This is a genomic window from Pandoraea apista (assembly GCF_001465595.2).
Lineage (GTDB): Bacteria > Pseudomonadota > Gammaproteobacteria > Burkholderiales > Burkholderiaceae > Pandoraea > Pandoraea apista.
In genome coordinates, this window is record NZ_CP013481.2 from 2,808,854 (window position 1) to 2,821,765 (window position 12,912).

Below are 12,912 nucleotides of genomic sequence, written 5' to 3' on the forward strand. Positions count from 1 at the left end.
GAGTCCGCGGCGCGCTGCGGCGTGCTGCCATCCCGGCGGCACCCGTTGCGGCCGTAGTGGGAGCCTGAACCGTGTGGCCGACGGTGCCATCGTCAATGAAGCACAAGTTACTCTCGGCCATTTCGCTCAACGGTCGGCTGCGGTTACAGAACCTCGCCGTCGTCTCAGTCGTCGTCATCCTGTGCACCAGCCTTCTCACCTGGGCCTGGGGAAGTTACCGGCGTGCCGATGACGCGTCCGTTGCGCTCGACGCTCTGCGCGCCACGTTGCTGGCGATGGAGAAGGCATCTGCCGAACGTGGCCCGGCCAACGCCGTGCTGGGCGCCGATCTTCCGCTGCCGAACGACGCCGTCACCGCGTTGCGCAATGCGCGCGAGGCGACCAACGCACGCCTACAGGAACTGCTCTCCGCACTTTCGGCCGACACTTGCGAACAATGTGCCGGCGGTCTGCGTGCGGTAGAACGCGCTCGTCTCGATCTGGCCGCGGCCAGTGCCAATGTCGATCTGCTGGTACAGCGCCCGCGCGAAATGCGCAGCGACGCCTCGGTGCGCGACGCTGTCGAGCGCATGATTCGTGTCGTCGCCGATCTCAGCCCTGTGGCTTCGTCTCGTATCGACTTGATTTCGCGGGGCGCTCCCGACGCGCTGCATTACATTATTCTGGCCCGTCTGGCTGCCGATTTACGCGAATATGCGGGTCAGCTCGGCTCGGACTTCACCGCAACCCTGACCACGGGCAAGCCGCTTACCGAAGCGGAGCAACGCGCTATCGAGCGAATGCTCGGCCGTATCGACCAACTGCGCGAGATGATCACGTCGCGTATGGTTGCGCCGCCGGAACTCGGTCCCGAGACGCTCAAGGCGCTCAATGACCAATACTTTGCCGGCGGTCTGCATTACGTGGCGACGGTCCGCACGCTGGCCAGCCAGCCTCGGCCAACCTCGATAACAACGGCCGAATTCGCGCACAACTACGTGCCGACGATGCGCGCCATTACGGATTTTCGCGACAGCATGCTTGAGTTGGCGGCGCATGAGGTAGACGCTCGCCGCTCGCATGCGCTGGAGTTGCTGATCTTCATCGCACTGGCCGAGGTCACGCTGGTACTGTTGATTTTCTTCGTGTTGCGTAATTTCCGTCGTGGCGTGGTGCAGCCGTTCGAGGCGGCGGCGCGCTTCGTCGATGCGCTCGCGCAAGGCGATCTCGACGCGCCGTTGCCCGGCGAAGGGTTGCCGATGCGACGTCCCCAGGTACGCACCGTGTTCGACGCATTGCGCGTTTTGAAACAGAACGCTGTCGAGTTGGTGCAATTGAGACGCGAACGCATGCGTCTGGTGGGGGAGCTGGAGATGTGCACCGACACCGACGCACTGACGCGTCTGATGAACTGGCGGGCGTTCGAGCGGCAGGCGCGCGCCCTGTATGCGATGCCGTCGCCGGGGCGTGTGGCGCTGATCAAGTTCGACATCGACAATTTCTCGCAGATCAATGCGACGTGGGGACACGCCGTAGGCGACGAAGTGCTGCGTCGCGTCGGTGCCGTCTGTCTGAATACCTGTCAGCCCGGCGACGTCGTCGGGCGGCTTGGCGCAGACGCGTTCGTGGTTTTTGCCCGCGTGCTCGACGGACCGCGCGCGCAGCAATTCGCGGAACTGCTGCGCGGGCGCATTGAAGCCACGGCATTGACCTTGCCGCAGGGCAGCGTCTTGCCGTTGACGGCGAGCTTCGGCATCGCGATCGACAATGGCCTGCCAGCCGATGCAAAGGGTGAAACGGCTGGCGAGCCGTCCAACGTTTCGGCCCTCCTGAGTCAGGCGGAACGCCAGCTCAACGTCGCGCGACAGGCGCGGCGCCTTGTCATCGAGTAAGCGTGCATCAAGGCCACTGCGGCGTGGCCGTGCCTAACGCCATCGCAGGCAAGGCCCAGTCGACGGGGGTACCTGCAATCGACATGGGCGTCGCCACCCGTCGCACCGGCCCCCACGACGTGTCTTCGATCCGGGCGGATAGATCGTCGGGCGTTTCGGCGGCGAGCGGCAAGGGCGCCTGCTCGGGCGTGCGATGCGTGGTGAGCAAGCGGGCGGTCCGGGCCAGCGAGGCCCGCACGGCACTGCCGATGTGCTGCGTCTGGCGAAGCGCCAGTGCATGAACTGCCGCCGCCGCCATGAGATACCCCGTGGCGTAGTCAATGCCTTGCCCGGGCAGCGGTACCGGCCGCTGGGCGCCCGCCGCCTGCATACCGGCGTCGGCAATGCCGGCACTCATCTGCAAGAGACTGTCGAAACCGCGTCTTGCCTGCCAGGGGCCTTGCCATCCGTAGGCGTCGAGGCAAACATCAATCAGCATCGGATTGAGTTCGCGACGCCGCGTGGCGCCGAGGCCGAGATGCTCCAGCGCATCGGGGCGATAGCCATGCACCAGGATGTCTGCTTCGCGCAGTAGCGCTTCGAGCGTCGCGCGGCCGTCGGTCTGCTTAAGATCGAGGCGCGCGCAACGCTTGCCGAGGACCACCTCCGGCACGGTGCCCGGTTCCTCCCAGCCCGGTGGATCGATGCGTAGCACTTGCGCGCCGAACCCCGCCAGAAAACGTGTTGCGGTGGGTCCCGCCAGAATGCGGGTGAGGTCGAGCACGCGAATGCCGCTCAAGGGGCGTTCACGCATCGGCTTCCACGCGTCGATGTTGCGCTGCGTGCCCGCCGCGCCGACGTCGAACGTTTCCCAATGCAGCAAAGGTTCGCGGGCTACGGCTTCGCCTTGCGGGTGGGCGTCCCATTGCGCGAGCGTGCGCATGGCTGCCGCGCATCCGCCGTTAGCCACGACGGCGGCTTCCAGTGCGTCTGCCTGCCAGGTGGCCACAAGGCGTGCCACGGCGGCGCGATCGGCCGCTGCGCCAAGCACAGCGAGCGCGGCGGCGCGATGATGCGGCGCATTGGTGTGCAAACGAATCCAGCCATCGACTGTGCGATAGTCGCCCGCAATCGGATCCCACATCGGCCCGGACGACCATCCCTGCGCGCGCAACGACGTCAGGAACCAGAACGATGCGAGCCGCCGGTCGACATTCACCGACGGTACCGGCGCGCCATCCCCAAGCCCGAAATTCCCCGCCGCGCCGGTTGCGAGTCCGGCGACGGCGAGCGAGGCGTTGGCGATGGCCGCCGTGGCGAAATCGGTATACGGAAACGCACACGGTAACGCGCCACTGCCACTGATCGTCAGGTTGACTGGCAAGGTTGGGGGCTCGGCGCCATGTCCGGCGATCGCCAGACGCATATCGTGCAAATAAGGCGCGACGAAATCGTGGGTCTCGGCGAGCGGGACAATGGGCGAGGAAACGGCGGAATGCATAGGAAGTCCTTGAGCGATTCGATAGGTGACATCGCAATGTGCTGCGATGCGAGACTGCCGGCGCAGTGAAGCTTATGCCGATGGATTTTATTGTCAATATTGATTAACTTAATCAAGTTGTTGGCCAATTTTTGCCTTCGTCATCTGCCTTGAACACGATGAATTACTTCACTGCCACACAAGCGGCAGAGCGCCTCGGCGTGTCGCTGCAAACCCTCTATGCCTATGTGAGCCGTGGCTTGCTGCGTGCGGAGCCGGGCAAGACTCACCGTGAGCGCCGCTATCGGGTAGCGGACGTGGAGCGGCTGGCCAAGCAGCGCACGCGGGGGCGCAAGCCGAAAGAGGTCGCCAAGGCGGCATTGGATTGGGGCATGCCGGTGCTGGAGTCGTCGATCACGTTGATCGACAATGGCCGTTGCTACTACCGGGGGCGCGATGCTCTCACGATGGCCGAGACGGCATCGGTCGAGGAAACGGCCGCATGGCTCTGGCAATGCGATGAAGCGTCGGCGTTCGCGATGGACGACACTTGCGGCCGTCCGATGGCCGACTGGCCGGTGTCGTTGCTCGAACGCTATCGCGACCAGCGCGCAGAGAAGGCGTTGTTGCCCACGTTCACGGTGGCGAGCGACGACGCATCGACCGCCATCTGGCAACGCGATCCGATGCGTGTCGCGCAGGGAAGTGCGGCCCTGTTACGCCTGATGACTGCGTGTTTGCTGGGCACTTTGCCCGACAACGCCCCGATCCATGAGCAATGTGCGCGGGCCTGGGGCGTGCGTGACGCCGATGGCGCCGACCTCATTCGCATGGCGCTGGTGCTGTGTGCCGACCATGAGTTGAACGCGTCGAGCTTTACGGCACGTTGTGTCGCGTCGACCGGCGCGAGCCTGCGCGCAGCGGTTATCGCCGGGCTCGCGGCGCTGACCGGGGGGCGGCATGGCGGCACCACCGCCCGTAACGAGGCAATGTGGGAGGAAGTCGGTGAAACGGACGTGGCGGCGCGCATGCGCGAGCGACTGGCCCGTGGCGAGAGGCTGCCAGGCTTCGGGCATCACCTGTATCCGGCGGGGGACGTTCGGGCAAGCGCGATGCTTGCGCGGGTGTTGCCGGCACATCCCGCATGGCAAACGATGATCGACGCGGCCGACGCGCTGATCGGACAACGTCCTTCGCTCGACTTCGCGCTCGTAGCGGTGCGGCGTCACCTGAATCTTCCGGTGGGTGCGGCGTTTGGCCTGTTTGCACTGGGCCGTACCATCGGCTGGATTGCTCACGCGATGGAACAGCGCGAGAGTACCCAATTGATTCGCCCCCGCGCCGCCTATGTCGGGGTGCAGCCGGCGGAAATTCCGTCGGCATGAACGCCCCGATATATCGCATGGTCATCCACGCGAGCGTCGTCCGAAGACGATGCGGTCGCCGGCCCAGACGAGTGCCATCGTCGCGCCCATCAACGGAAAGAGGCAGCCGAGCGTGAACATGCCGATTGTCCAGCCGCGCATTGGCGGTCGTGCTTGCGGGCGAGTCGGTGCGCCGAGCGAGCGGGCCGGCCGCCGCATCCACCACATCACGGCGCCGGTCGCGGCCATCGCGAACAACCCCATCGAAATCAGCGCGCACAGCCATTGATTGGCCGTCCCGAAGTACTTGCCCATGTGCAGGGACGTGCCGTATGAGATCGCTTGTGCAATGGGGCCATAAGCGTTGTAGTCGATGTCTCGCAGGACCTTGCCGCTGTACTGGTCGATGTGCAGTGTTCGTTCGTCGCGCGGATCTGCCGGGAAGTACGAGACGGTATAGACGCCGTCTGGCCGTGAGGGCACGACAAGACTGTAGCCGCTCTCGACGCCGCGTTTCGCCGCAATGGCCATAATGTCGTCGACCGGCAGCGCCCCTTCGGCGCGCAGGCTGGCGGGCGACATGCCTGTACTGCCCATGCCTTCGTGCCCCCGGTGCCCTTCATGACCCGAATGTTCACCACCGGCTTCGCCATGGGTTGCGTGTACTCCGCCGTCGTGCGTCATGCCGGGCATCGACGCCATGGGGCCCGTCGCCGGCATTGTCGAGACCGGGACCGTCGTGTTTCCGACTGCCCAGGGAATTTGCGCGATGGGCAGGTCATCCATCTTCAACGGCTTGGCAGGCACCTGCGAGCGCACCGGGGCTTCGCCCCAGACGCCTGCCGGCGACCCCATGCCGGCCTTCGTTGCCAATGCCTTGAACTGCGTGCCCCACAAGCCGGACCACGGCAGTCCCGTCAGCACGAATGCCAGTCCACCCGCGGCCAGCCAGAGACCTGCCACGCCGTGCAGATTGCGCAATAACGGGCGGCCTCGCAATTGCAGACGCGGGCGCAGCGCTGCCGCCCAGGTCGTTCCGGCACGCGGCCACCACAACGCAAGGCCCGTGGCGAGCATCACGAGCGTCCAGCAACCCGCCAACTCCATGAGCCATTCGCCCGGCTTGCCGAGCATGAGCGAACGGTGGAGCGCGCGGGCCTGCTTCATCAGCCGATGCTCCACGCTCAGCGTGCCAAGCACCACGCCGCTGTACGGATTCACGTAGACACTTTCCCTTTCGCCGCTGGGCAGACGAAAGACGAATTCGGCGCTGCGAGCGGGATCGCGATTGACCTCGACGGAACTGATTTTCGATCCGGCGGGCAGCGCTGCCGCCGCGCGCTCCATCAATGCCTGCTGGCTCAGCCGGGGCGACGCGGAGGCGGCAACAACCATGCGGTCGTGGTACAGCCACGGCTCGATCTGCGGCTGGAAGACGTAGAGGGTGCCGGTGATCGCGAGCACCATGAGCCACGGCATGACGAACAGCCCGGCGTAGAAATGCCAGCGCCAGAGGGTTCGGTATTGCCCGGCGGTGGCCGCCGGTTGCGCTTCGCGCGTTTGGGAATAGGGGATCTGCATAGGGCAACGATTCCGTCTCGTGTTGCCGCTGCGGGGTGCGATGCGAGGCAGCGACAGCGCGTGCATGCCGGCAAGAAGTCTGTGTGGCCGGCCGCGGGCGCAAGTGATGAACGACGCGCTCGCCGGCAACGGCGAGGCATCGGACTGAACGCGAGATCAGGAAACGGCAGGTGGCGCGCGTGCGGGCGGCGTGAGGGCGAGTGGCGCGTTGGTTGGACGACTGTCGGCAACCGGTCCCGCACGGGCAATCCATGCGAACGACACCGCGCCGGTGAGCGCGGGCATGGCGAGCGGCGGATGATTGGCCAGCAGCGAACAGTACCCGCAGACGTCGCCCTGACTGTCGTGCGACGAATGCGACAGGGACGTGTCATGCGCCGCTTGGCCGCCGTGCGCATCGGCGGACAGGGTCAGCGCCATGGCAGGGGCAATCCCATCGACCGTGCAAAACGCGACATCCAGTATTCGCGCCTGTTCCGCACGATGCGCGGCCAGTACCTGACTGATGGCCGGCATGCAAATCGCGAGCCACATGGCGGCGAGGCCGAGCCATGCGAATAAGCGTTTGCGTGCGGTGAAAGACATGCGTTGGGAGCGATAGCCGTGCGAAGGAAGCCAGAATGCTATCACGCGGGCCGGCCGCTCGCCGCCTCAATCGGGCGGGCGAGCGGCGAGGCATTTATCCCTGCCACTGCTGCACGGCAAAGTCGTTGCGTATCAGGCGTGCGCTCAACAGAAAGCGCTTCACGCCGTCAAGTATCTGAATGCCGGACGGCGGCAGTGCCTCGGCCGGATAGTTCGAGATCGGATGCGCGATCTTGATCGCGTCGACCGTAACGCCGCTGGTGCGCTGGTGAAAGTCGAAGTATGCCGCAGGGTCGCGATCAATGTCCGCCAACGCGGCACGGCGCGCCCGGTTCCACGCGGCCGGCAGGTCGGGGGCCCGGGTCAGAACCTCCGTCGAGGCCACAATGACCGACGACCCTAGCAGCTCGGGATGTTGGGTTGCGCGATCGATAACGGGGTAGCCCAGTGCCGCCAGTGTTGGCGCGAGATCCGATTGCGCAGCATAGGCGCCGACAGCGCCGTGTTCAAGGGCGGCACCCGCGTCGCGTCCGAGCATGTGAACGACCTTCGTGCGCCCGGTGAGCCCGGCGCCGTCGAGCACACCGAGCAGATAGCGATGGATATACGAGCCGAGCGGCACTCCGACAGTCTTGCCGTCGAGTTCCTTTACGCTGCGCACACCGCCGCGCGGCGTCAGCAGCCACGCGGCCAGACCGATTTCTTCGAAGCCGATCAGGCGTCCCTTGAGCCCTTGCGACCGCGCAACGACGGCAGGCGTGTCGCCGTAAATGCCTACGTCCAGCGTACCCGAGAAGAACGCTTCGTTAAGATCGGGGCCGTTCAGGAACATGTCGAAGCGAACGTCCCTGAAACCGAGCGGCGCCAGCTCGCGCTGGAGATAGCCGCGCGCGAGTGCATAACCCGTTGGCGCGGCCGGTGCCCGTGCCGGGCCAATCACGCCGAAGCGCAACGTCTTTCCATTGCCGCTGGCGGCGTGCACACCGCTGCCCGCGAGCAGCAAACCGCCTGCGGCAACGCCCTTGAGCAGGGCGCGGCGAGTGGAGGAAACTTCGTATCGTGGGTCTTTCGTCATCAATGGGCCTTCGTCAACAGAACATAACTGGCGTCGAGTGCTGCGGTGGAGTGGCGCCCCGGGCCCCAGCCCACGGCGTCGCGATAGCTGCCCCAGGTGGCATCGCGCAACACTTGTGCGTCATCGGCGGTGGTGGGCCTATCGGCCTGTGGCGCCACGAACAGGGCGTCTTCGGGGCAGTAGAGTTCGCACATGAAGCACGTCTGGCAATCATCCTGCCGTGCAATGCGCGGAATGCCGCCGTCCACGGCTTCGAACACGTTGGTCGGGCACGCCCGCACGCAGATGTTGCATCCCGTGCAGCGGGCAGGGTTCACGATCTCAATCATGCGAGGGCTCCGTTCAAAGCGGGGTTATTGGTCGATGGCATGGGCTCGTGAGCGGAGCGGGGCGCGCGCGTGACGACGGCATGGCGGCGCACCCAGACATCGTCGAGACCGCCGCTGAGCAAGCGGTGACGTTGTGAGTCGTCGGTGGCGGTGTATTCGACCCGGCGATGCATGCCCCGCGTTTCCGTGCGCGCTTGCGCACTGCGGTACATCCAGCGCGCTGTGGCGAGCATCGCGGCCGCTTCGCGCGCGCGCACGGCCTCTTGCGCGTCTCGCGCGGGCGCACGCGTACGAAGTTGTGCCCACAGGGCATCGAGACGCACTAGCGAATCCGCCAAAAGATCCGCGCTGCGCCACCAGTTGCGCTCGTAGGGGAACACCTCGTTCTGAACGGCGCGAATGATCTGGGCACTATCGATACCCTCGTGGGCAGAAGTCTCGCGCAATGCCGCGCCCCCGGTGTGATACCGCGTGGCCGACGCCGGGCGGCGGTTGGCGCGGGCGAACGTGGCTGCGCCGGCGCCCGCCCAGAATCCCGAGGACATCGCCCAGGCGGCGTTGTGGCTGCCGCCGCCGGTAAAGCCGCCGCAGATCAGTTCACGCGTAGCTGCGTCGCCCGCCGCGTAGAGGCCATGGACCGACGTAGCGCAGTCGTGCCCAGTCACGCTCAGTCCGCCCGTGCCTCGCACGGTGCCTTCCAGACGCAAGGTGACGGGGAAGTGCTGTGTAAAAGGATCGATGCCCAGGCGGTCGAACGGCAGGAAGAAGTTTGGCTGCGCCGTGCGCATCCATGCACGGACTTGATCGTCGGCCAGATCGAGGCAGCCGAAGACCTTATGCGACGTCAGTTCGCGGGCGATCACGCCGCGCCCGCGGGCCGAGCCGGCGCCTTCGATCTTTCGACCGTCTTCGTCATAAAAGGTGGCCCACTTGTAGAACATCGACTTGGTTACGGAGGCGAATGCCGGTCCAAGTCCGTAAGCGTTCGAAAACTCCATGCCGGACAATTCCGCGCCGGCCTCGGCAGCCATGAGTTGCCCGTCGCCCGTGAGCACATTGCAGCCGAGGGCGCGGCTGAGGAAGGCGCAGCCGCCCGTGGCAATGACTACGGCGTTCGCGAGCACCTGCCACGTCTCGCCCGTCTGACGATTGACCCCGGCCGCACCTGCCACCGCGCCGTCGTCGTCGACCAGCAGTTCGAGCGCCGGGCTGTGATCGAGAATGCGCGCACCGCTTTCCTTCACGCGTTTGCGCATCAGCCGCATGTACTCCGGCCCCTGAACCGAAGTGCGCTGCGATTGCCCGAATTCGTCCACGGGGAACGGATAACCCCACTCGGCCAATTGCTGGACGTTGTCCCATGTCTGTGCCAGTACGCGATCCATCCAGGCATGTTCGGCCAGACGGCCGCCCATCTCGAAACGGCTTGCCTTGGCGCGTTCGCGCGAGTCGCCTTCATCGGGCACATACCAGACAGCCGTGCCCGACGGCGCAGTGGCGCCTGACGTGCCGCAATACCCCTTGTCGGCCAGCACCACCCTGGCGCCATTTGCCGCCGCGCTGATCGCCGCCCACGTTCCGGCGGGGCCACCGCCGATTACGAGTACGTCCACGTCGTGACGCTTGCCGACGAAGGCGTCGGTCACTTTGCGCCGCTGTGCATTTGTCTGAGTCATTTCCATACGCTCCCGAGTCGAATTTCGATATGCCGATTCATTACTTGGCCGATGGGCGAAACGCGGTACCGTGACCGGTCGTCTCACGCCCATTTCCCCCATCCCACGGCGTCATGCAGCAAACCTCCGCACGTCCTGCCGGCTACGCGAATGCCGGCCAAGACATCGCCATTCAGGCGGCGTCCCATCTACCGTTGCGCTCGAACGGGCGCGATCTCACCGCACCACAGCGCGAAGTCATCTGGACCGCGTTTCGCAACAACGCGGGCTTGCGCTCGTGGTCCGACGAGGTGCTCAACGCGCTGATTCAAGCCGGCCATTTGGAGACCTATCCCGATGGCGCGCTCATCTACGCTGCCGGCGAGCCTTGCCCGGATATCCACGTCATCCTGTCGGGCGTGCTCGAGTGGCAGTGGACCAGCCCGGACGGCGGGCGCGCCGTCGAAGACTTCATTCCCCCCGGCGAGGTGGCGAACTTCATCGCAGTGCTCACCGGCGAGACATCCGTTCATCACCAGCGCGCCAGAGGACTCACCCGGTTGTTTCACATTCCCGCGCAGGCGTTGAACGCGCAATTCGATCGCGATCCGACGCTCAGCGCGTCGCTGCTGCGGTTGATCGCCGCCCGGGCGCGCGGGCTGCATGACCGGCTCGGACGCCACAGCCTCATGCCGTTTCGTGCCCGTCTCGCCTATCAGTTGCTGGCCCTGGCCAGACGCTACGGCGTGCCGGACGGCGAGGGCGTAACCCTGAGCTTGCGGTTGTCGCAGGAGGACCTCGCGGCCTTGCTGATGGCGTCTCGTCAGTACCTCAACCGTGAGTTCCGCTGGTTCCTCGATCGGCAACTGGTGCGCACGCGTTATGGCCGCGTGTCCTTACTGGACATGGATACGTTGCGAGACATCAGCGAGGGCAGGGAGGCGCACCCCTGACCGACGCGACAGCACCATTGTGGAAGTGAGGCGATGGCGCGATCTGTCACCAATCGGACAGTGTTTCGCGAGTTTTCTTCTACCTAAAGCGCGCGAGCGACTAATGCGCGGGGTGGCCAACGCTTGATTTTTCCGCCCACACGCGCTTGAATCCGGTATTCCTTTCGCTCAGGGCGGAGACCGTGGTTCGCACACTGATGAAATTCTTGCCGGCACTGGCGTTATGCCTGACCTTCTCGGCAACGGCAGCAGACGGGCGGCCGTCGGCAAGCGCAGGCAACATCGATCAGCCTCTGAATCAATGTCTGAACGATCCGGAAAAACAGTCGACCGGCGATCAGGACGAGTGCATCGTCAACGCGACGCACGCGTGGGACGCGCGTCTGAACGCCAGCTACCTGGCGTTGCGCGATGATTTGCCGGAGGCGGCGCGCCCGGCGTTGCTTGCGGCACAAAGGGCATGGCTGGCGAGTCGTAATGCCGACCTGACACTGATTGCCGCGGTGTATGCCACGGTGCGGGGCACGATGTATGCGCCCATGAATGCCAACGATGTGATGGTGCTGACTCAACGGCGTGCACAGACATTGACGCGTTACGGCGCAGATCTCGAGAACGCATCGGCAGGCGCTTTCCGGCTCGATGGACGGCTGATGCCTGCGAAGATAGAGAGAGAAGACGGCGGGAGCGCCGTGCCGCAGCGAGGTCTGGGATTCGAGCGAAAGCACTGCCAGGGTTTGACTGAGGCGGCTTCGCTCACGCGCTGCGCCGATCAGGCGGTGCAGTACTACATAAAGGATATTGACGAGCAAGCGCAGCGCATCGAGCGGCGCTTGCCCGGAGCGTCACGGGGTGCGATGCGCGCATCCGCCGACAAATGGCGACTGTTTGCATCGTCGGAGAAAGCTCTCGTGAGCGCCGTATGTCCGGCCGCCGACACCGCGCTGGGTCAGGCTTGCCGAGCCGTGCAGGCGCGCAACGAAGCCCTTGCGCGCTTGCAGCAGCTCGTTCATCTCGAAGCGTTGATCGGTGCCGACTGACAGGCGTTGTGAGTCGTGCCGTATGCGTTGCCCGATCGGGACACTCAGTCGATGCGTCGCACGCGCACCAGCAACCAGGCCATGACCGCCGTGGCAACGACCGTCGCGAGAATCGATTGCCACACCGAGTGGGTGGCGGCCCATGTCCCGACAAATGCCCCCGCAAACACGAAAATCGCGACCCATTCGAGCACCTTGTCGAGTTTGTTCGGGTCGCGATAGCGGTGCTTGTCCCCCGAGGGTTGCGCATCCAGGGGCTTGGAGGCAGCATATCGCGCACGCGGCGCACAGGCGGGAAAAACTTCCACCAACGATTGGCTGGGCCAAGGGTTGACCTCGGCGCCGGGGTTACCCGCGCCAGTGGTGCGCCAGACAGCGTCGGTATCGGCCACGTGTTTCAGATCGGCGATCTCCTCCGCCAGATCCGCGTGGATCTGGGGGCCGTGGTCCAGCGCCGTGATCTGGTCGAGTTCCGTCGCTAGCCAGTCGGTGGCGTCTGTGACATCGGGCAGTCCGCTGGTGCGAACCAGAATGAAGGGGCCGTAGGCCGTCGAGATATAGTCGACGAAGGCGTCGTAGATCGGGCGAAAACGCTCGCCGAGCAACGCGATCAGGTGATCGCGCCGTCGGGTGGTACGTTCAAGCGCGAGCGCTTTTGTGGTCACCAGATAGGGATATTTGGCGTCCCTTTCGGCTGGCGTGGCGTTCTCCAGAAACTCCTCGAGTTCCACCGCTGCCTCGTCGGGATCGAAGTCGTCGACGACGTAAGCGAAATGAATGTCGTCCGCAGCAAACAAAGTCCGCCAAAAGAGCGGGATATGGGCGTTCGCTTCCAACGAAGGGCCGTCGGCGGAAAAGTACGTCTTTAGTTCGCCTTTACGGCCCTCCGGCATGCGTGGCCAAGGCGGACTCTCGAGAAAGACAGGGTGTGACATTTCTTGAGCCTTCAAAGGAGTGGGTCGGTGCAATCGGAGGTTGGCACGCCAAACTTTCCGGCCAA

Annotated in this window: 11 protein-coding genes; 4 read left to right on the forward strand and 7 right to left on the reverse strand. The window is 65.0% G+C overall.

The window, feature by feature from the left end; genetic code table 11:
• The first annotated feature begins 95 nt into the window (after positions 1–95).
• Positions 96–1,871 (forward strand): GGDEF domain-containing protein, encoded by a 1,776-nt coding sequence (locus AT395_RS12980; protein ID WP_048629408.1) that lies wholly within the window; start codon positions 96–98, stop codon positions 1,869–1,871.
• Positions 1,872–1,878: 7 nt separating this feature from the next.
• On the opposite strand, the gene AT395_RS12985 is transcribed toward AT395_RS12980, so the two are convergent.
• Complete coding sequence (locus AT395_RS12985; RefSeq protein ID WP_072632830.1) at positions 1,879–3,351, reverse strand: CoA transferase; 1,473 nt, start codon at positions 3,349–3,351, stop codon at positions 1,879–1,881.
• 158 nt (positions 3,352–3,509) lie between these two features.
• Here AT395_RS12985 and AT395_RS12990 point away from each other — a divergent pair, with 158 nt between their 5' ends.
• A complete protein-coding gene (locus AT395_RS12990; RefSeq protein ID WP_048629410.1) occupies positions 3,510–4,715 on the forward strand; it encodes a citrate synthase family protein in 1,206 nt (401 codons plus the stop codon).
• 21 nt (positions 4,716–4,736) lie between these two features.
• Here AT395_RS12990 and AT395_RS12995 read toward each other — a convergent pair whose 3' ends face one another.
• The 5 genes from AT395_RS12995 to AT395_RS13015 form a co-directional block, all read right to left on the reverse strand.
• On the reverse strand, positions 4,737–6,275 hold the full coding sequence (locus tag AT395_RS12995) for a PepSY-associated TM helix domain-containing protein (protein WP_048629411.1): 1,539 nt from the start codon (positions 6,273–6,275) through the stop codon (positions 4,737–4,739).
• Between the two features lie 156 nt (positions 6,276–6,431).
• A complete protein-coding gene (locus AT395_RS13000) occupies positions 6,432–6,860 on the reverse strand; it encodes a DUF2946 domain-containing protein (protein ID WP_053086389.1) in 429 nt (142 codons plus the stop codon).
• A 94-nt stretch (positions 6,861–6,954) separates the two neighbouring features.
• Positions 6,955–7,935 (reverse strand): ABC transporter substrate-binding protein, encoded by a 981-nt coding sequence (locus AT395_RS13005; protein WP_048629412.1) that lies wholly within the window; start codon positions 7,933–7,935, stop codon positions 6,955–6,957.
• Positions 7,935–8,264, reverse strand: coding sequence for a 4Fe-4S dicluster domain-containing protein (locus tag AT395_RS13010; protein WP_048629413.1), 330 nt, complete (start codon positions 8,262–8,264; stop codon positions 7,935–7,937). Before AT395_RS13010 ends, AT395_RS13005 begins: the two co-directional genes overlap by 1 nt.
• Positions 8,261–9,940 (reverse strand): FAD-dependent oxidoreductase, encoded by a 1,680-nt coding sequence (locus AT395_RS13015; protein WP_048629477.1) that lies wholly within the window; start codon positions 9,938–9,940, stop codon positions 8,261–8,263. The genes AT395_RS13010 and AT395_RS13015 overlap by 4 nt, the downstream gene beginning before the upstream one ends.
• A 113-nt stretch (positions 9,941–10,053) precedes the next feature.
• Here AT395_RS13015 and AT395_RS13020 point away from each other — a divergent pair, with 113 nt between their 5' ends.
• Both AT395_RS13020 and AT395_RS13025 read left to right on the forward strand, forming a co-directional pair.
• The gene (locus AT395_RS13020) at positions 10,054–10,872 is read left to right on the forward strand and encodes a Crp/Fnr family transcriptional regulator (RefSeq protein WP_042115906.1); all 819 of its coding nucleotides are present in this window, start codon (positions 10,054–10,056) and stop codon (positions 10,870–10,872) included.
• Positions 10,873–11,054: 182 nt separating this feature from the next.
• A complete protein-coding gene (locus AT395_RS13025; protein ID WP_156219746.1) occupies positions 11,055–11,912 on the forward strand; it encodes a lysozyme inhibitor LprI family protein in 858 nt (285 codons plus the stop codon).
• 44 nt (positions 11,913–11,956) lie between these two features.
• On the opposite strand, the gene AT395_RS13030 is transcribed toward AT395_RS13025, so the two are convergent.
• Positions 11,957–12,847: a hypothetical protein gene (locus tag AT395_RS13030; RefSeq protein ID WP_125347353.1), complete on the reverse strand. Its 891-nt coding sequence runs from the start codon at positions 12,845–12,847 to the stop codon at positions 11,957–11,959.
• Positions 12,848–12,912: the final 65 nt, after the last annotated feature.

What these genes read in the sequence shown, in the direction of transcription:
- AT395_RS13005 (WP_048629412.1), bottom strand. Translation starts at nt 7,935, where the DNA reads ATGACGAAAGACCCACGATACGAAGTTTCCTCCACTCGCCGCGCCCTG.
- AT395_RS12995 (WP_048629411.1), bottom strand. Translation starts at nt 6,275, where the DNA reads ATGCAGATCCCCTATTCCCAAACGCGCGAAGCGCAACCGGCGGCCACC.
- AT395_RS12990 (WP_048629410.1), top strand. Translation starts at nt 3,510, where the DNA reads ATGAATTACTTCACTGCCACACAAGCGGCAGAGCGCCTCGGCGTGTCG.
- AT395_RS13010 (WP_048629413.1), bottom strand. Translation starts at nt 8,264, where the DNA reads ATGATTGAGATCGTGAACCCTGCCCGCTGCACGGGATGCAACATCTGC.
- AT395_RS12985 (WP_072632830.1), bottom strand. Translation starts at nt 3,351, where the DNA reads ATGCATTCCGCCGTTTCCTCGCCCATTGTCCCGCTCGCCGAGACCCAC.
- AT395_RS12980 (WP_048629408.1), top strand. Translation starts at nt 96, where the DNA reads ATGAAGCACAAGTTACTCTCGGCCATTTCGCTCAACGGTCGGCTGCGG.
- AT395_RS13000 (WP_053086389.1), bottom strand. Translation starts at nt 6,860, where the DNA reads ATGTCTTTCACCGCACGCAAACGCTTATTCGCATGGCTCGGCCTCGCC.
- AT395_RS13015 (WP_048629477.1), bottom strand. Translation starts at nt 9,940, where the DNA reads ATGACTCAGACAAATGCACAGCGGCGCAAAGTGACCGACGCCTTCGTC.
- AT395_RS13030 (WP_125347353.1), bottom strand. Translation starts at nt 12,847, where the DNA reads ATGTCACACCCTGTCTTTCTCGAGAGTCCGCCTTGGCCACGCATGCCG.
- AT395_RS13020 (WP_042115906.1), top strand. Translation starts at nt 10,054, where the DNA reads ATGCAGCAAACCTCCGCACGTCCTGCCGGCTACGCGAATGCCGGCCAA.